The organism is Paludibaculum fermentans (assembly GCF_015277775.1).
GTDB classification, from domain to species: Bacteria; Acidobacteriota; Terriglobia; order Bryobacterales; family Bryobacteraceae; genus Paludibaculum; species Paludibaculum fermentans.
In genome coordinates this window covers 8,732,823-8,748,825 of the sequence record NZ_CP063849.1, presented here as the reverse complement: position 1 = coordinate 8,748,825, position 16,003 = coordinate 8,732,823, and the positions used below count along the sequence as shown (strand labels likewise).

At 62.0% G+C, this 16,003-nt stretch carries 16 protein-coding genes; 11 read left to right on the top strand and 5 right to left on the bottom strand.

From position 1 onward, the window contains the following. Positions 1-33: 33 nt before the first annotated feature. From trpC to IRI77_RS34785, 8 genes are all read left to right on the top strand, one after another. Entirely contained in the window at positions 34-819 is a 786-nt protein-coding gene (trpC, locus tag IRI77_RS34820) for an indole-3-glycerol phosphate synthase TrpC (RefSeq protein ID WP_194449523.1), read from the top strand. Beyond that, a complete protein-coding gene (locus IRI77_RS34815; RefSeq protein ID WP_194449522.1) occupies positions 816-1,418 on the top strand; it encodes a phosphoribosylanthranilate isomerase in 603 nt (200 codons plus the stop codon). The genes trpC and IRI77_RS34815 overlap by 4 nt, the downstream gene beginning before the upstream one ends. Continuing rightward, positions 1,415-2,629, top strand: a complete 1,215-nt coding sequence (gene trpB / locus IRI77_RS34810; RefSeq protein WP_194449521.1) for a tryptophan synthase subunit beta — start codon at positions 1,415-1,417, stop codon at positions 2,627-2,629. The genes IRI77_RS34815 and trpB overlap by 4 nt, the downstream gene beginning before the upstream one ends. Next, complete coding sequence (gene trpA / locus IRI77_RS34805; RefSeq protein ID WP_194449520.1) at positions 2,619-3,419, top strand: tryptophan synthase subunit alpha; 801 nt, start codon at positions 2,619-2,621, stop codon at positions 3,417-3,419. The genes trpB and trpA overlap by 11 nt, the downstream gene beginning before the upstream one ends. Further along, positions 3,416-3,718, top strand: coding sequence for a chorismate mutase (locus tag IRI77_RS34800; protein WP_194449519.1), 303 nt, complete (start codon positions 3,416-3,418; stop codon positions 3,716-3,718). The genes trpA and IRI77_RS34800 overlap by 4 nt, the downstream gene beginning before the upstream one ends. Further along, complete coding sequence (gene aroF / locus IRI77_RS34795) at positions 3,715-4,743, top strand: 3-deoxy-7-phosphoheptulonate synthase (RefSeq protein WP_194449518.1); 1,029 nt, start codon at positions 3,715-3,717, stop codon at positions 4,741-4,743. Before IRI77_RS34800 ends, aroF begins: the two co-directional genes overlap by 4 nt. Before the next feature lie 7 nt (positions 4,744-4,750). Then, a complete protein-coding gene (locus tag IRI77_RS34790; RefSeq protein WP_194449517.1) occupies positions 4,751-5,593 on the top strand; it encodes a prephenate dehydrogenase in 843 nt (280 codons plus the stop codon). A gap of 136 nt (positions 5,594-5,729) precedes the next feature. Beyond that, positions 5,730-6,395, top strand: coding sequence for a Crp/Fnr family transcriptional regulator (locus IRI77_RS34785; protein ID WP_194449516.1), 666 nt, complete (start codon positions 5,730-5,732; stop codon positions 6,393-6,395). 6 nt (positions 6,396-6,401) lie between these two features. Here the strand turns inward: IRI77_RS34785 and IRI77_RS34780 are convergent, their stop codons facing one another. Beyond that, positions 6,402-6,749 (bottom strand): hypothetical protein, encoded by a 348-nt coding sequence (locus IRI77_RS34780; protein WP_194449515.1) that lies wholly within the window; start codon positions 6,747-6,749, stop codon positions 6,402-6,404. 66 nt (positions 6,750-6,815) lie between these two features. Here IRI77_RS34780 and IRI77_RS34775 point away from each other — a divergent pair, with 66 nt between their 5' ends. The 3 genes from IRI77_RS34775 to IRI77_RS34765 all read left to right on the top strand — a co-directional run bounded on the left by IRI77_RS34775 (position 6,816) and on the right by IRI77_RS34765 (position 10,361). Continuing rightward, positions 6,816-8,867 carry a heavy metal translocating P-type ATPase gene (locus IRI77_RS34775; protein ID WP_323745382.1) on the top strand — a complete coding sequence of 684 codons (2,052 nt, stop codon included), beginning with the start codon at positions 6,816-6,818 and terminating at the stop codon, positions 8,865-8,867. 14 nt (positions 8,868-8,881) lie between these two features. Further along, a complete protein-coding gene (locus IRI77_RS34770) occupies positions 8,882-9,298 on the top strand; it encodes a hypothetical protein (RefSeq protein ID WP_194449513.1) in 417 nt (138 codons plus the stop codon). Positions 9,299-9,365: 67 nt separating this feature from the next. Beyond that, positions 9,366-10,361: an aldose 1-epimerase gene (locus IRI77_RS34765; RefSeq protein WP_194449512.1), complete on the top strand. Its 996-nt coding sequence runs from the start codon at positions 9,366-9,368 to the stop codon at positions 10,359-10,361. 113 nt (positions 10,362-10,474) lie between these two features. On the opposite strand, the gene IRI77_RS34760 is transcribed toward IRI77_RS34765, so the two are convergent. From IRI77_RS34760 to IRI77_RS34745, 4 genes are all read right to left on the bottom strand, one after another. Then, on the bottom strand, positions 10,475-11,098 hold the full coding sequence (locus tag IRI77_RS34760) for an OmpH family outer membrane protein (RefSeq protein ID WP_194449511.1): 624 nt from the start codon (positions 11,096-11,098) through the stop codon (positions 10,475-10,477). 60 nt (positions 11,099-11,158) lie between these two features. Then, positions 11,159-14,158, bottom strand: a complete 3,000-nt coding sequence (bamA, locus tag IRI77_RS34755) for an outer membrane protein assembly factor BamA (RefSeq protein ID WP_228486479.1) — start codon at positions 14,156-14,158, stop codon at positions 11,159-11,161. A 127-nt stretch (positions 14,159-14,285) separates the two neighbouring features. Then, a complete protein-coding gene (locus IRI77_RS34750; RefSeq protein ID WP_194449510.1) occupies positions 14,286-15,131 on the bottom strand; it encodes a hypothetical protein in 846 nt (281 codons plus the stop codon). A 21-nt stretch (positions 15,132-15,152) separates the two neighbouring features. Continuing rightward, entirely contained in the window at positions 15,153-15,998 is an 846-nt protein-coding gene (locus IRI77_RS34745) for a CpsD/CapB family tyrosine-protein kinase (RefSeq protein WP_194449509.1), read from the bottom strand. Positions 15,999-16,003 lie beyond the last annotated feature (5 nt).

Genomic DNA, 16,003 nt, shown 5'->3' with positions numbered 1-16,003 from the left:
TCCAAGCATTTGATATCGTAGGAGATTCCCCTGATGTCCGCATCTATTCCTGACATCCTCGCCCGCATTGTCGAGGTCAAGCGCCAAGAAGTCGCTGAGAAGAGCAAGCTCCGGCGGAGTATCGAGCAGAGCGCTAACTTCCAGAAAGGGCAGAGGCGCGATTTCCGGCAGGCGCTGCTGAAGAAGCAGCCGGCCATCATCTCCGAGATCAAGAAGGCCTCGCCCAGCAAGGGCGTCCTGAGCCACGATTTCAATCCGGGCCTGCAGGCCAAGCAATACTCTGAGGGCGGTGCGGCGGCCCTCTCGGTCCTGACGGACAAGCAGTTCTTCCAGGGCAGTCTCAGCGATCTGAAGACGGCGCGAGCCACGGTGTTCCTGCCGGTGCTGCGCAAGGACTTCACCATTGATGAGATCGACGTGCTGGAGGCGGCGGCCAGCGGTGCGGACGCCATCCTACTGATTGCGGCGATCCTCTCTCGGGAGGAGCTGCAGCATCTCCGGGAGCTGGCCTCGCGGTTTGAGCTGTCGAGCCTGGTGGAAGTACACGACGAGGAAGATCTGGACAAGGCACTGGAGAGCGGCGCCGAGATCATCGGCGTGAACAATCGCAACCTGCGGACCTTTGAGGTGAGCCTGGAAACCAGCGAACGGCTGGCGGCACGTATGCCGGCCTCGATGCTGAAGGTGGCGGAGAGCGGGATCCACTCGCGGGCCGATGTCGAGCGGCTGACCGCCTCGGGTTTCCACGCCTTCCTGGTGGGCGAGCACCTCATGAAATCGAACGATCCGACGGCGGCGCTGAAGGCGCTGATCGGATGAGCACCTTCGTCAAGATCTGCGGCATTACGAGCATGGAGGATGCCGTCCAGGCAGTGGAAGCCGGGGCTGATGGGTTGGGTTTCAACTTCTGGCCCCGCAGTCCGCGTTATATCGCGCCTGAGGCGGCGCGGCCGATTACGGATGCGCTCGCCGGGCGGGTGCTGCGGGTCGGGGTATTCGTCGACGCCGAGGCCGCCCACGTGCGCGAGGTGATGGAGACCGCCGGGCTGGATGTCGCCCAGTTGCACGGCCAGCCGGCGGAACTGGACGGGCTGCGGCTGTGGCTGGCATGGTCCGCCACCAGCGAAGGCCTGAGGGAGAGAATAGAAGCAGGCGGCGCGGAGGCGTATCTGATTGATACGCCAAGCGGAGCGTTGCGCGGGGGCACGGGCCGTACATTCGACTGGTCCCTAGCCATGGATCTGCCGGGCCGGATCGTGCTGGCGGGCGGCCTGGGGCCGGAGAATGTGGCCGAGGCGATTGAGCAGGTGCGGCCGTGGGGCGTGGACGCCTGTTCGCGACTGGAGCGGGCACCGGGGCGGAAAGACCACGGCAAGGTCTCGGAGTTCCTGAGGGCCGTACGGCAAACAAGATTATGAGCACAACTACACAAACACCGGACGCCGGCGGCCACTTCGGGCCGTATGGCGGGCGTTATGTCCCGGAGACGCTGATGGCTCCGCTGGAGGAGTTGGAGCGGGCATTCCACGAAGCGCAGCAGGACGAAGGCTTCCGGGCGGAGCTGAAGGACCTGCTGGCCAACTTTGCCGGACGTCCGACGCCGCTGTACGAAGCGAAGCGGCTGAGCCAGACGCTGGGCGGGGCGCGGATCTTCATCAAGCGGGAAGACCTGCTGCATACAGGCGCCCACAAGATCAACAACTGCCTGGGGCAGATCCTGCTGGCGCGGCGCATGGGCAAGCAGCGGATCATCGCCGAGACCGGCGCCGGACAGCACGGCGTGGCCACGGCTACGGTTTGCGCCTTATTCGGGCTGGAATGCGTCGTCTACATGGGTGAGGAGGATATGCGCCGGCAGCGGCTGAATGTGTTCCGCATGCGCATGCTGGGCGCCCGCGTCGTGAGCGTGACCAGCGGCAGCCGGACCTTGAAGGACGCCGTGAGCGAGGCGATGCGCGACTGGGTGACCAACGTATCGAGCACGCACTACCTGCTGGGCTCGGCGCTGGGGTCGCATCCTTACCCGATGATGGTGCGGGAGTTCCACCGCTGCACAGGTGACGAAGCGCGCGCCCAGTTCCTGGAGCGGATCGGCCGGCTGCCGGATACGATTTTTGCGTGTGTGGGCGGCGGCTCGAACGCGATTGGCGTATTCACGGCCTTTATCGGGGATGCCGGCGTGAAGCTGGTTGGAGTGGAAGCGGGCGGACGCAGCGGGCAGTTGGGCGAGCATGCGGCACGGTTCTCGGGCGGCTCCCCCGGCGTGCTGCAGGGCGCGTACAGTTATCTCCTGCAGAATGAAGACGGGCAAGTGTCGCTGACGCACTCGGTCTCGGCCGGCCTGGATTATGCGCTGGTGGGCCCGGAGCATGCCTGGCTGCACGATCAGGGCCGGGCGGAGTATGTCTCTGCGACTGACACAGCTGCTTTGGCTGCAGCCAAAACCCTGGCGCGGACCGAAGGCATTATCCCGGCGCTGGAGTCGGCGCATGCCGTGGCGGAAGCGCTACGGCGGGCGCCCGGGGCGAAGGACGAAGTCTACCTGATCAATCTCTCGGGCCGCGGAGACAAGGATACTGACATCTACCGCGAGAACTTCCCAGAACTGGACAAAGACGATGCCGAGTAGTGAACGGATCGCGCGCTGTTTCGAGGCGTGCAAGCAAGCCGGCCGGCCGGCCCTGGTCGCCTATCTGACCGCCGGGGATCCGCACCCGGACCGCACGGTGGAACTGGCGCTGGCGCTGGAGCGCGGCGGAGCGGATGTGCTGGAACTGGGTGTTCCCTTCTCCGATCCCATCGCGGACGGCCCGGTGATTCAGCACGCATCGGACCGGGCGCTGCACGCCGGGACGACCGTAGCCCGGGTCCTGGAGATAGCCAAAGAGATCAGGGCGCGCAGTGCGATGCCGATCATCCTGTTCAGCTACATGAACCCGTTGCTGCGCTACGGCTTCGACAGGCTGTGCACGGAGGCGCGGGCAGCCGGGGTGGATGGGTGCCTGTTCACCGATTTGAGTGTAGAGGAAGCTGATTCGACCGTTGCGGCGATGAAGAAGCACGGGCTCGACACAGTGTTCCTGGCCGCGCCGACGAGCACGGAGCGGCGCCTGAAGCTGGTGGCCGAGTATTCGACAGGCTTCGTTTATGTGGTGTCGCGGACGGGTGTGACCGGTGAGCAGGCTACGGTCGCGGGCGGCGTTCACGAACTGGTCTCGCAGCTCAAGGCCCTGACCCCGCTGCCGGTGGCAGTGGGCTTTGGCATCTCCCGGCGCGAGCATGTGGAAGCGATTGGCGGCTACGCCGATGGCGTGGTGGTGGGCAGTGCGTTCATGCGGGTGGTGGAGGAGCACGGAGCCTCGGCCGACCTGGCGGCGCAGTTGGAATCATTCACTCGGGGGTTGAGCGGGCGGCCATGACGAATGAAGAAGCACAGGCAGCGTTAGCCGACCTGCGTACCCTGATCGACGACGTCGACCTGAGAATTCTGGCGCTCTTCAACGAGCGGGCAGACGTGGTTTCCCGCATTGGCGACATCAAGAAGACGATGACCATGCCAATCTACGAGCCAAAGCGGGAAGATGAAGTATTCCGCAACGTGCTGCAGGGCAACCGCGGCCCCCTATCCGAGGGCGCGGTACGGCGGTTGTTCGAACGCATCATTGACGAGATGCGTACCCTGCAACGCGAGCGCATGGAAAGGGATAAAACCAAATGATCGTCGTGATGGAGCAAGGCGCGACCGAGGAGCAGATTCAAAACGTCATCACAAAGCTGGTGAACCTCGAATTCTCCGTGCACCGCTCGACGGGCGTAGTGCACACGGTATTGGGCGGAGTGGGCCCGGCCGAAGTGGTGGATCCGGAAGAGTTCCGGGTGATGGACGGAGTCAAAGAGTGTTTGCGCGTGATGTCGCCGTACAAGCTGGCCAGCCGGCGCTTCCGGCCGGAAGGCACGGTGGTGAAGCTGGAGCGGGCAGGTGCGGGCACGGTGGAGATCGGCGGCCAAAGAGTCGTCGTGATGGCCGGGCCACCCAGCGTCGAAAGCGAAGACCAGGTGCGGCGCACCGCTGAGGCCGTAGCAAAGGCGGGAGCTCGTTTCCTGAGGGCGGGTGCGTTCCGGCCGAGAAACTCCCCCTACCAGTTCCAAGGCCTGGGTGAAGCCGGGCTCCAGCTCGTGCGCCAGGCGGCGGACGAGTTCGGGCTATTCGTCTGCTCCGAGGTGATCGACCTCTCCCAACTTGGCTTGGTGGACGCGTATTCCGACATGTTCATGGTGGGGTCGCGCCACATGCAGAACTACGTCCTGCTGCGCGGTTTGGGCGAGGTGCGCAAGCCCGTCCTGCTGAAGCGCGGTGTGGCCTCGACGATGGAAGAGCTGCTGCTGTCGGCGGAGTACATCCTGCTGGGCGGCAACTATGAGGTTGTGCTTTGCGAGCGGGGTATCCGCACCTTTGAGGCGGACACCCGCAGCACGATGGACATTTCGGCCATTCCGGTGGCGCACAAATTGTCGCATTTGCCGATCATGGCCGACCCGTCGCACGCCACCGGGCGACGCGACAAGGTGACACCGATGGCGCGGGCCTCCGTGGCCGCCGGTGCGGACGGCTTGCTGATCGACGTCCACCCCGATCCCGATGCGGCTCTGGTGGACGGAGCCCAGTCGTTGAGTCCCGAGCAGTTTGCGGAATTGATGGGACAACTCCACAACATCGCGCCAGCCGTCGGCAGGACGATCTAGGCAAGCCATGGAGACGGTGGCCATTGTTGGGGTGGGGTTGATCGGCGGCTCGTTCGCTCTCGCGCTGAGGGAGGCCGGATTCGGCGGCCGCATTATCGGGGTCAGCTCGGAGCGGACCATTGCCGAAGCGCTGCGTTACCGGGTAATCGACGAGGGTCTGTCCCTGGACCGGGCGTGCGCGCAAGCCGACCTGGTCTATCTGGCCGGTCCGATTCACTCGATTCTCGAGACCATCCCGCAACTGGACGCGTTCGTCAAAGAAGGCGCCCTGGTGACGGACGCCGGCAGCACGAAGCAAAGAATCGCGGATTGCGGCGCCCAATTGCGACGGGCTCAGTTTCTGGGCGGCCACCCGATGGCAGGCAAGGAGTCGCGCGGCGTGCAGGCCGCTGAGGGCCAATTGTTCGCAGGCCGGCCCTATCTGCTGACCCCCAAGGCCGAGGCCGACTTGGAGACGCCAGCGTCGCGGGCGTTCGTCAACTGGGTCCGGAAGATTGGAGCCGTGCCAAGAGTGCTATCGCCAGCCCAGCATGACCGGATCGTGGCTCATTCTTCGCATTTGCCACAGTTGTTGTCCACAACGCTATCAGGATCTCTTGGCCGTAATCCTGATTCAGAACAAATTGCCGCTGCTGCGGGACCAGGACTTGTCGATTCCACGCGGCTCGCCTTGAGCGGGTGGGATATATGGCGCGATATTCTCGAGACCAACCGGCCGTCAATATTGGAGGCTCTCGACTTGTTTATCGCTGAAGCCCAAGCCCTGCGGGCCCGCTACGCCACAGCCGAATTGGAAGCGGACTTCGCGCAGGGGAAAGAATTTGCCCTACGCCTGCGCAAATCGCGCTGACCGCCTAAAGCGAACAGGCGGCAAAATAAACGGGCCGCTATAAGCACGCCGCAGTATTTCGACTATAATGGCTCTTAGATTTTATCCAGCCGCCTGTCGAAGCGGCCATTCTCGCTCAGCTTCGCAGTTCTGATCCATGAAACCCAGTGTTCACGCAGGTTTGCAATTTGTGCAGGCGATGGATGGAGAGCGTCTCGCGTCCTGGAAATACCCCTCTGCCCTCTACCAGGCAGGCGACGCGGCGGACAGCTTCTATTTCGTAGAGAGTGGAGCAGCGCGCCTGTTTCAACAACGGCGCGGTAGCCTTGAGTACGTCTTGACGCTGGTCCACCCCGGTGAAGTATTGGGCGACGAGGCGATCTATGGAAAGCGGAAGCGGGAAACCAGCGCGGCGCTGATGGATCCTTCGCTGGTATGGCGCATCCGGCGGTCAAACCTGTTGAAGGCAAAGACCGAAGACCCGAACGTCGGGCTTTGGCTGGCCGAACGCTTCGCGTTGCAGCGCCGGTCGCTGCTGCTTCGCATGAGCCAGCACTCACAGATGGGTGTGGAGCAGCGGTTGCTCGCCGCCCTGCTCGAACTGGCGACGGTGTTTCCGGCTCCAGCAGGAGACTCCATGCAGGCGCATATCGGCATCTCCCAGATCCAGATCGCAGGCTTGGCGGGATCGACTCGAGAAACGGTTTCGACCCAGCTCAACCGCCTGGAGAAGTTGGAACTGGTGCGCCTGGGCAAGAACCGGGTGAGCATTCCCGACCTGAGCCGGCTGCGCGAACTGCTTTCGAGAAACGGCGACGACTAGGGCGCATCAGGTCAGCTCTACCGCTCCGTGATCGTCGCAGTGCGACTCGTGCGGATGGTGCAGGTGCCCGTCCACCAGGTAGTCGACGTGGTCCCCATGCGGCACCGGTTCGTGTCCGCAGCCCACGCCATGACGATGGCCTGCCTCGTGCCCGGCGCAGGTGTGCGCGGGGGTACACGCATCGGGATTGGCGCTGGAAACCGGAATCCTGCATTCGTCGAAATGGTCGCCATGCGCAGTGTGCAGGCAACCGTCGTGCAAGTAGTCTACATGCCCCGCGTGCAGGATGGCGGTGTGCCCGCAATCCTCGCCGTGCACGTGGGAATGGTTGCCGTGGATCTTGTGCGCTGCCATCGTGGCCCTCTTCCTCCATTGTTACCCAGGTGAGGGCCAATTCGGCTACAATGTTATTGAGGATAGATTCTCATTAACAAAGTAGCCCAGTATCGTGTTCATGGGATGGACTGCGCCCAGGAGGTATCACTGCTGCGTTCACGGCTCAGCCGGGTGAACGGAGTGAGGGACCTGCGCTTCGACGTAGTTCAGGCGCGGATGGACGTGGAGTACTCGGCCGAGAAGACCTCGCCGGAAGAGATCGAATCCGCCGTTGCCTCGATTGGGATGCGGTGTGAAAAGTGGTTGAGAGGCAGCGCAAAGGCGGGACAGGCTGTCCGCATCGATAGTGCGGTTGCCTTCACCTGGGCCAGTGGGCTGGCACTTGCCGGCGGCATGGCCGTGGAGGCGTGGCAGTCGGGCGATCTGGTGCACGCGGTGCTGGTTCACGAGCATTCGGGCCATCATCTGCCGCTGGCGGTGCAGCTATGTTTCTGGGCGGCCATCTGCGCTGGCGCGATACCTGCGTTGCCGAAGGCGTGGGCCGCACTGCGCGGCCTGCGGGCGGATATGAACCTGCTGGTCCTGCTTTCCGTTGTAGGCGCCAGCATCCTGGGCGAATGGACCGAGGCCGCCACGCTTTCGTTCTTGTTCGCGCTGGCGGGCCGGATGGAGCATTGGAGCATGGTTCGGGCGCGGGACGCGATTGCGCGCCTGCTGGCCGTGGCTCCACCGGAAGCGTCCGTCATCCACGGGAGTCATGAGCATAGAGTGGCGGTGGAGACGATTCGGGTGGGCGCCCGGGTGCGCGTCCGTCCGGGTGAACGGATCCCGGCGGACGGCAGGGTGGTGGAGGGTGTCTCCTTCGTCAATCAGGCGCTGATCACGGGTGAGTCTGTCGCGGTGGAGAAGCGCGCTGGCGAAGAGGTTTTCGCGGGAACCATCAACGAAAGCGGCACGCTGGAGGTGGAGACCAGCAGGGAAGCTTCAGACAGCACGCTCGCCCGGATGATTCGCATGGTGGAAGAGTCTCATTCGCGAAGAGCACCCAGCGAGCAGATCGTCGAACGGTTCACGCGGTACTACACGCCGGCGGTGCTGCTGCTGGCATTATTCGTGAGCACGCTCCCGCCAATCTGGAAGGGCGGCGGCTGGAGCGAATGGTTCTACCAGGGAATGGTGGTATTGCTGATCGCCTGCCCGTGCGCCCTGGTGATTTCGACGCCGGTCTCAATTGTTGCGGCGCTGACGAGTGCGGCGAGGCAAGGTGTACTGCTGAAAGGCGGGACATTCCTCGAAGAAGCAGCACGGATGCGGGTGCTGGTCTTGGGACGGGCTGGGGTGCTGACAAGCGGCCTGCCGGAGGCGGCGGACCAGAGGGCTCTGAACGAAGCCGAGAGCCAGGAGATTCGGAACTGGCAGGCATGGAAGGGCGAGCAGGGCGTCGACTGGCCGCTGACACCCCGGACCTTGAGCGAGTCAGGCGCACAGGGCAGCGTCCTCCAGGCCGTCGAGCAGCTTGCGGGGAAGGGTTGGACAGCGGCGGTTTGGGAGGAGTCGGGGCATCTGGTGCTGGAGGCCTATTGCGACGCACCCAGGCAGGGCGCCGGCGAGGTTCTGCGGCAGTTGAAGCAGCGGGGGGTGGAGCGGGTTCTGGTCTTGACCGGCGACCCTTGCCAAGCCGGGCGGACCGCAGCCGCGGCGGCTGGGGTAAGCGAAGTGGAGGCGGATCTTTACCCTCTTGAGAAGGCCGCGCGCGTACGGGAGTTGAGGCGGCTCTACGGCCATGTCGGCATGGTGGCGGATGGCCTCACGGATGCGGAAGCGCTGGCGGAAGCCAGTCTGGGTATCACCATGGGCAGCCAAGGTGCGGATATGGCAAGGGAAACGGCGGACGGCGTACTCATGACCAATGACCTGGGGCGGATGGTGTTTCTGGTCGATCACTCGCGGCGGACGCTGCGTGTGATCAAAGGCAACATTCTCTTTGCCCTGGGAGCGAAGGTCCTGTTCCTGGCGGCGGCCATGGCGGGCATGGCAACGCTGTGGATGGCGGTGGCGGCCGATATGGGCGCGACCTTTGCCGTTACGCTGAACGGGCTGCGACTCTTGCGGACCAAAACGCATCCAACTGATTGATGACGCGCCGTGTATTGCTTCTCGCGACCGCTGTGTTGCCATTCCGGATGACGGCGGCCGAAGAGCGTACGTCCGTGAGAGGCCGGTTGCGGCAGGCTGACGGAACGAAGCCAGGCATCTTCACTAAGGACGGGAAGGTCATTGACTTAAGTGGTGATGCGGCCACGGTGGGCGTCCTGCGCGACCAAAGGCTGAAGGATGCGGATTTCGAGGCCATGGGCCACTTTACGGGGCCAACCCAGTTTGAAGCCGATCCGATCTACAAGAAGGCACTGTTTGCCTGGAGCGGCGGCAAACGCATGATGGTCACCTACTGGTGCGAGATCTGCTCGATCCGCGCCTGGACTCCGGGTAACTGCCAGTGCTGCCAGCGTCCCATGAAACTGGATTTGCGGGATCCGGCGTTGGAAGATACCGACCCAACGAACTAAACTCAGGAACATGCGCAACGCGCTCGTTCCACTTGCAGCCGGACTATGCCTGTTCGGCGCCACTTCCATGACACAAGCTGCCAACTACTCCATTGAAAAGACGACGGTCGATTCCGTCGAAGTTTACATCCTGCGTGACCAGGCGCATGCGGCCGAGGTCCGTATCGCTCCGGGGTTGGGTAACAACTCCTACGAGATGACGGTGAAGGGACAGAAGGTATTCTGGTCGCCTTACACCAGCGTGGGCGAATTTGCGGCGAAGCCCGCCCATCTCGGGAATCCGCTGCTTTGGCCCTGGGCAAACAGGATTGATGGCACGACTTACTATGCGTCGGGCCGGAAGTACTCGCTCGACCTGGAGGTGGGCAATGTGAAGCCGGGGCCGAACAACACGCCGATTCACGGCCTGCTGGTGTATACGGATCTCTGGCGGGTAAAGAGTGCAAAGGCCGACGGGCACGCCGCGGTGATCACGTCCCGGCTGGAGTTCTGGAGGCATCCGGAGTTGATGGCGCAGTTCCCGTTCGCGCACAACATTGAGATGACATACCGCCTGGCGGACGGCGCCCTGGAAGTAGAGACCGCGATCGAGAATTTGAGTGCGGAACCGATGCCCGTCTCGCTTGGCTATCACCCTTATTTTCAGGTGACGGATGCACCGCGCGACGCGTGGAAAGTCCACCTGCCCGCCAAGGACCGACTGGCGCTTTCGAACCGGCTGATCCCGACCGGTGAGCGTGCAATCAATCCATACAAGGATCCGCAACCGTTGCAAGGCATCACTCTCGATGATGTGTTCGATGGACTCGTGCGGGATGCGGATGGCAAGGCGCGATTCTGGGTGGAGGGGCAGAAGCAGAAGATCACGGTGGAGTACGGTCCGCATTTTGAGGTCGCGGTGGTGTACGCGCCCCCCGGCCGCGGATTTGTCTGCTTTGAGCCCATGACTGGCCCCACCAACGCATTCAATGCCGCACATGACGGCTGGTACAAAGGGCTGCAGAGCGTGGCGGCGGGCGGACAGTGGAAAGAGAGTTTCCGGATTGTACCCAGTGGCTACTAGGCGTAGCGGGCTGCGGTGAGTAGGGAAAGCGGCGATCCCGAGAGTTTGGGACTCGCCAAAACGAAAGAGCCCGGCTTGCGCCGGGCTCTTTCTCTATCTATCCGAAGATTGCCTTACTTTGCGCCAGCCGGCTTCTTGGGCGCGGCAGCGGGCGGAGCGGCAGGCTTGGCTGCCGGGGCAGCCGGAGTGGCGGCCGGAGCGCCAGAGGCGTACTTTTTGTCGTAGAGATCAATGATCTGCTGGGTGACGTCGATGCCATTGGCAGCCCAGAGCACCGGGCTCTGCTGGGTGCTGACATCGAGAACGATGGTGAAGCCCTGAGCCTTGGAGTACTCGTCGAGGACCTGGATCATGCGTTGACCGATGTCGTTGACGAGCTTGCCCTGCTCCTGTTGCACTTCCTGCTGCATATCTTCGCTATCCCATTGCAGCTTCTTCTGGAAGTCGTCGATCTCGCGAGTGAGCTTCTCGCGAGCCTCGGCGGACATCATGTTGGCGCCCTTGTTGAGGGTTTCCCGCTTCTTCTGCAGCTCACCACCGCGGCTTTCGAGGTCTTTTGCGCGGGGCTCGAACTTTGCCGTCAGTGCGGTGCGGGCCTTTTCGCCGTCCTTCGTGGCCAAGATGGCACTCTGGATGTTGATAATGGCCACCTTGGTGGGCGCTTGCGCCGGGAGGGCCGGGGCCGTCAGGATGAGGGCCAGGACAGAGAGGCCCATCTGCTTCGCGTCGAATCTCACTTGTGTCAAACTCCTCAAACTATATGATCCTAACATGCCGCTGCAGCGTCAGGCTGAGGCTCAGAAGGTACGGCTGATGGTGAACCGGAACATCGTCCTCTTTTCGTAGTAGGGCGCCGGGTTCGCGAAGGTCTGCGAGGCGTAGGCATACGTCGCGTAGTTCGGGAACATAGCGGGCGTTACAGCGATGGGAGGAACGAAGTACTGCCTGACAACCGTCGGGTTGTAGGCCCAGTAGAGACGGAATGGTGCATTGACCACCGGCATCATGATCTGCAGTTCGAGACCGGTGGAGGTGCGAAGTTTCTGGCTCTCTCCAACAATGAAAGCCTTGTTGTCGAAACCGGCCTGCGGAAACGCGCCGTTCAGCGTATCCACACGGCTGGCATTCAACCGCAACTGGCTATCCCTGCTGATGCGGTTGACACCGGCATCGAAGAAGGCCGCAAGGACAAGCGGTCCAACAATCGGGATACGGTATTCAAAGTTGCCGACACCCTGGGTGTCGCCGCCAGGGAACACCAACTGATAGATGGGGATGTTCTGAGTGACGTTCTGCGACTGGAGGACTCCGTTGACGATGACCTGTTGGGTGCGTGCGGAGCCGTCGTTGTTGCGCACATTGACGGCGGCGGAACTGGGAATGTAGGCAAAGGGCCCAATCCCCCAGATTTCGAAACCGCGGACGTCCTGTTCGCCGCCCATGAAGACGCGATTGAAAGGAGGTGCGACACGATCGCCATAGCCCGAAATGTAGCGCCCCATGGCGCGCATACCGATCACGTGCTTGGGTGAGAAGCCCTTCCGGAAATAGGTGGCGGACACTGTCGGTTCGATCAGGTTCACGTTGCCGCCGAGGGGGCCGCCGGCGAACGAGAACGAGGCGTAGAGACTGCGGCCGCGGCTCGGCGTGATCGGGTGGTCTACCGTGTTGTAGGTGTAGGCCGGGATCACGCGGCTGGTCACGATGCCGTTCAGGGAGTTCGGACCGTCGAAGTTGAGGAAGTTCGAGTAATCGAAGTAGCTCTTCGATCCTGTGTTGTTCGGAACGATGTTCGAGCGATCAATACCGTAGGTCATGCTGAGGCGCGCAAAGGAACGCTTCAGCGGATAGCTGACGAAGAAAGTTGCGCCGTAACCGTTGGAGGTATATTTCAGCAGGTTGTCGGCACCCAGTGCGTTGTAGAGCGGGATCAGGTTGCGGCCGGAGAACAGTGACACTTCACGCGCCTGATCGTAGTTGAAATGCTGCGTGTAGATCGTAAAGCCGGCTTGCATGGGCTTGTCGAACAGATAGGGCTCAGTGAAGCCGAATGTCACGTTCTTCATGCGGTCGCCGATTTCGGCGTTGAGGCTCAGTGTTTCACCAAGACCCAGGAAGTTGTTGGTGGAGTAGCCGAAGCCGATGAAGCTGCCGGAGATACCCGAAACACCGCCATTGAGGCTGATCGAGTTCTTGCCGCGTTCCTTCACCTTGACCGTGAGATCAACTGTGTTGTTCTTCGTGTCGCGAGTAACGTTCGTGGACTCGTTCTCCTTCAGCGCCTCGAAATAGCCGAGCTGGTTCAGGCGGAGGATGCTGAGGTCCCACAAACGCGTGTTGTACATGTCGCCTTCATCGACCAGCAATTCGCGGCGGATGACTTTGTCGCGAGTGGTGGTGTTGCCCTGGAAATCGATGCGGCGGACGAAGAACTGCTTGCCTTCGTCAACATTGAGCGTCAGGTCGATCTTGCCTTCGGGGAGCGGGTTAAAATCCGGCTCGGGCACTGCGTCGATGTAGCCGAATTCACCGTACAGCTTGGTGAGATTCTTGAAGCCCTTCTGCAGTTTCTCAGTAGAGAAGACGTCGCCCTTGTCCATTCCGAACAGGGGACGCATGAGGGTTTCCGGCGTACGGAACAACTTGACACCGACGAAGTTGATGTTGTTGAGGCGATAGAGCACGCCTTCGTCCATGTTCATCGTGACGTCAGCCACCTTGCCGGCCTTGGCACGAGTGAAAGGCATCGAGGCACCGGCCTTATCGCGCATCGTCACTTTATGATCGGTGACGCGGGCGAGGAAGTAGCCGTTCGACGCATAGAACTGGCGGATGCGTTCCTTGTCCTCTTCCAGCTTGGTGGAGTCGAAGGTCTTGGCAAAAAGGCTCTCGAGGAAGACGGAATGCGGGACACCAATCGGCCGCAGATTCTTCATCGCCCGAATGACAGCACGGTCGGCGTATACCTTGTTGCCTTCGATGTCGATCTTACCCACCTTGACCTTGGCGCCTTCCTGAATTTTGAAGGTCACTTCGACGGAAGATGGGGGAATCTGGCGGATTTCCGGAGTCACGGAGGCGAACTGGCGGCCGCGCTCGGAGAGGAACTCTTTCAGCACGTTGGTAGCCCGCTGGACGCGGCCCTGCTCGTACTGCTGTTCCACGGACAGACCAACGCGCCGTTCCTTAAAGCGATCCAGGATTTCGGACACGGTGATCGACTTGTTGCCTTCGTACTTGATGGAACGAACGACGCGCCGCTCAGTGACCAGGAAACGGACAATCCAACCGACCTTGCCGGCTTCGCGTTCGATCGTGATGTCGTCGAAGCGGCCCGTGTTCCACAACCGCATGAAGTCGCGGTGGAGGCCGTCGGCGTCATAGTAGTCGCCCTTCTTCGTCATGATCAACGCCTTGAGGGTGTCCTGCGGAACGCGTCGCGCACCGCGGAACTCAATGGCTTCAATGACGTCGGGCAGCGCTTGGGGAGCCTTGGCGGGCTCCGCCACGGGCGGTGTACCGGCGGGCGGCTTGACCTGCTCCTCTTTGGGAGCCGGTACCGTCTCGAAGGGAGGGGCCGGTTTGGTTTCAGCTGGCTTCGGGGGTTGAGCCTCCGGCGCTGGGGATACGTTCTCGAAAGGACTTGCCTTCTTGGGCTCAGCCGGTTTTGGGGCCTGCGCCTGTGGAGGCGCGGCTTGGGGTTCTGCCTGCACAGTTCCCGCCGCGCCCGCGATGATCATCGAAAGGACAACGAGGCAAAGCGGTACGGCTTTCAGGCTTCTACGCCTGCGGGTCATCGTGAACAGTCAAGATCCTTTCTTTCTGCGCCTTCGCCTCAGACGCACCGGAGTCCGGCGCCGTTACATGGAAGAAACATCGCTGCACGCAGGCACAAGCCTCCATTCTAGCGGAATCTTGAATCGATCAACAATCCGACTTCACCGAAGGCGAAGATTCCTCGCCGGCCGGCGGCTTGGTTTGATCCGGAGGAGCTTCAGAAGCTGTCTGCTGGGAGGCTTCCAGCGGGGTTCCAGGGTCGGCTGCGGGCTCGCCTGCGACGGGGGCCGTCGAAGCCCGCAGCGCTGCATCCACGGGCTCTGGCGGGCCTATTGTTGAGACTTCAGGAGTCTCATGGGTATATTCCACGGGACCCGCCACGTCAGTGACCTCTGATGAGCCGGCAGGGCCGAACACGGGCGACGGTTCCGCCGGTGGCTGCGCCTCTTCCTGATGGAGGTTCCTCAACAAATCCTCCACCCATTCAGAATCCCCAAAAGCCAAGGCGAGACGCTGGAAGCGGCTGGAAAATCTTGAGAGGCTCAAACCAAAGATAAGGTGAGCCGGCAAAGTGGAGAGCACTGGAAAGTATGCCGGTCCGAAGGAGTCGAGACGGCGCCAGAAATAACGCTGAGACAGGAGGTGCCAAGTCATGGCAAGCAGCATGCCCAGCAAAAGGTTGCGAGTGAAGCCGCTCGGGCGCGCGATGAGACCGAAAAGCCCGCCTAACGCGGTGTAAAGGACAAGCAGGAGAGAAGCCCCTGCCAGGGAAGCGCGGCTGAAGCCCATGGTGTAGACAGAGCTGCCGTAAAACAGAGCCCCAGCTACGTTTAGCTTCGCCCACCAGAACTCACCGGTGAGCCAGGAGTGGAACAGGAACCAGCCAACGAGGACAATCGCCCCCGCGAGCCCCGTATCGAGGCCGGCGAGCAGCCGGCAAGAGCGCTCACTGAGGCCTTTCGGCGGATAGGAACCGGCTGGTTCTTGCGTCATCAGACAAAGACCGGGTGGTGGTTAGTCCGGCTTCGAGTAGTAATACGAGTGGTAGTAGGTGTACTTGCTGTACAGCTCTCCGCGATGCGCGCCGTTCACGATGATGCCGAGAATGTTGTTCTGGCAGAGCGAACCCATGGCGCGAGTCACGGCGTCGATGGTCGTGTTGCCGATGCGCACAACCATCACCAACCCGTGGCAGAGAGTGGCCAGCAGGTTGGCATCGGCGGCGAAGAGCAGGGGTGGAGTGTCGAGGATCACCCAGTTGAAGATGGAGGGCAGGAGGTCGAGCATATTCTTGACCTCCGGCAGGTTCAGGAGTTCCAGCGGATTCAGCACGGCTTCACCCGCGGGCATGATACAAAGATTGGTGCCTTCGATCCGCTTGATGACCTCTTCCAGGGTGGCCTTGCCCTGAAGATAGTCGGTGATCCCCGGGCTGCGAGGGACCTGGAAGAAGGTGTGGATGACGGGGCGGCGGAAATCGAAGTCAGCCAGGAGGGTCATATTGCCCTCCAACTGCGCCTGAGCCAGCGCCAGATTGGTGGCCGAGAAGGACTTACCCTCCGCAGGTGAGGCGGAGGTCAGCACGACGTTATGAATCGGCTGCAGGCTCTGCAGATGGTTCAAGCGGGTCCGAAGACTGCGGAACTCCTCGGCCGGCGATTCGCTGGGGCGGCTGGAATCCAGAAGAGAAGCGTCTGGAGAAGGAGTGAACGGGATCGTCTGAATGCGTTCCAGCAATCCACGCAGTGCATTGGCAGGTTCGGGACTGATTATCCGTCCGCCCGAAACCGATTCCGGTGGAACCGGTGTTCCCATCACGGTGGATTCGACACGCCTCAAGGCATCGTGCACTCGGCTCATAGGTC

What these genes read in the sequence shown, in the direction of transcription:
- trpC (WP_194449523.1), top strand. Translation starts at nt 34, where the DNA reads ATGTCCGCATCTATTCCTGACATCCTCGCCCGCATTGTCGAGGTCAAG.
- IRI77_RS34815 (WP_194449522.1), top strand. Translation starts at nt 816, where the DNA reads ATGAGCACCTTCGTCAAGATCTGCGGCATTACGAGCATGGAGGATGCC.
- trpB (WP_194449521.1), top strand. Translation starts at nt 1,415, where the DNA reads ATGAGCACAACTACACAAACACCGGACGCCGGCGGCCACTTCGGGCCG.
- trpA (WP_194449520.1), top strand. Translation starts at nt 2,619, where the DNA reads ATGCCGAGTAGTGAACGGATCGCGCGCTGTTTCGAGGCGTGCAAGCAA.
- IRI77_RS34800 (WP_194449519.1), top strand. Translation starts at nt 3,416, where the DNA reads ATGACGAATGAAGAAGCACAGGCAGCGTTAGCCGACCTGCGTACCCTG.
- aroF (WP_194449518.1), top strand. Translation starts at nt 3,715, where the DNA reads ATGATCGTCGTGATGGAGCAAGGCGCGACCGAGGAGCAGATTCAAAAC.
- IRI77_RS34790 (WP_194449517.1), top strand. Translation starts at nt 4,751, where the DNA reads ATGGAGACGGTGGCCATTGTTGGGGTGGGGTTGATCGGCGGCTCGTTC.
- IRI77_RS34785 (WP_194449516.1), top strand. Translation starts at nt 5,730, where the DNA reads ATGAAACCCAGTGTTCACGCAGGTTTGCAATTTGTGCAGGCGATGGAT.
- IRI77_RS34780 (WP_194449515.1), bottom strand. Translation starts at nt 6,749, where the DNA reads ATGGCAGCGCACAAGATCCACGGCAACCATTCCCACGTGCACGGCGAG.
- IRI77_RS34765 (WP_194449512.1), top strand. Translation starts at nt 9,366, where the DNA reads ATGACACAAGCTGCCAACTACTCCATTGAAAAGACGACGGTCGATTCC.
- bamA (WP_228486479.1), bottom strand. Translation starts at nt 14,158, where the DNA reads ATGACCCGCAGGCGTAGAAGCCTGAAAGCCGTACCGCTTTGCCTCGTT.
- IRI77_RS34750 (WP_194449510.1), bottom strand. Translation starts at nt 15,131, where the DNA reads ATGACGCAAGAACCAGCCGGTTCCTATCCGCCGAAAGGCCTCAGTGAG.
- IRI77_RS34745 (WP_194449509.1), bottom strand. Translation starts at nt 15,998, where the DNA reads ATGAGCCGAGTGCACGATGCCTTGAGGCGTGTCGAATCCACCGTGATG.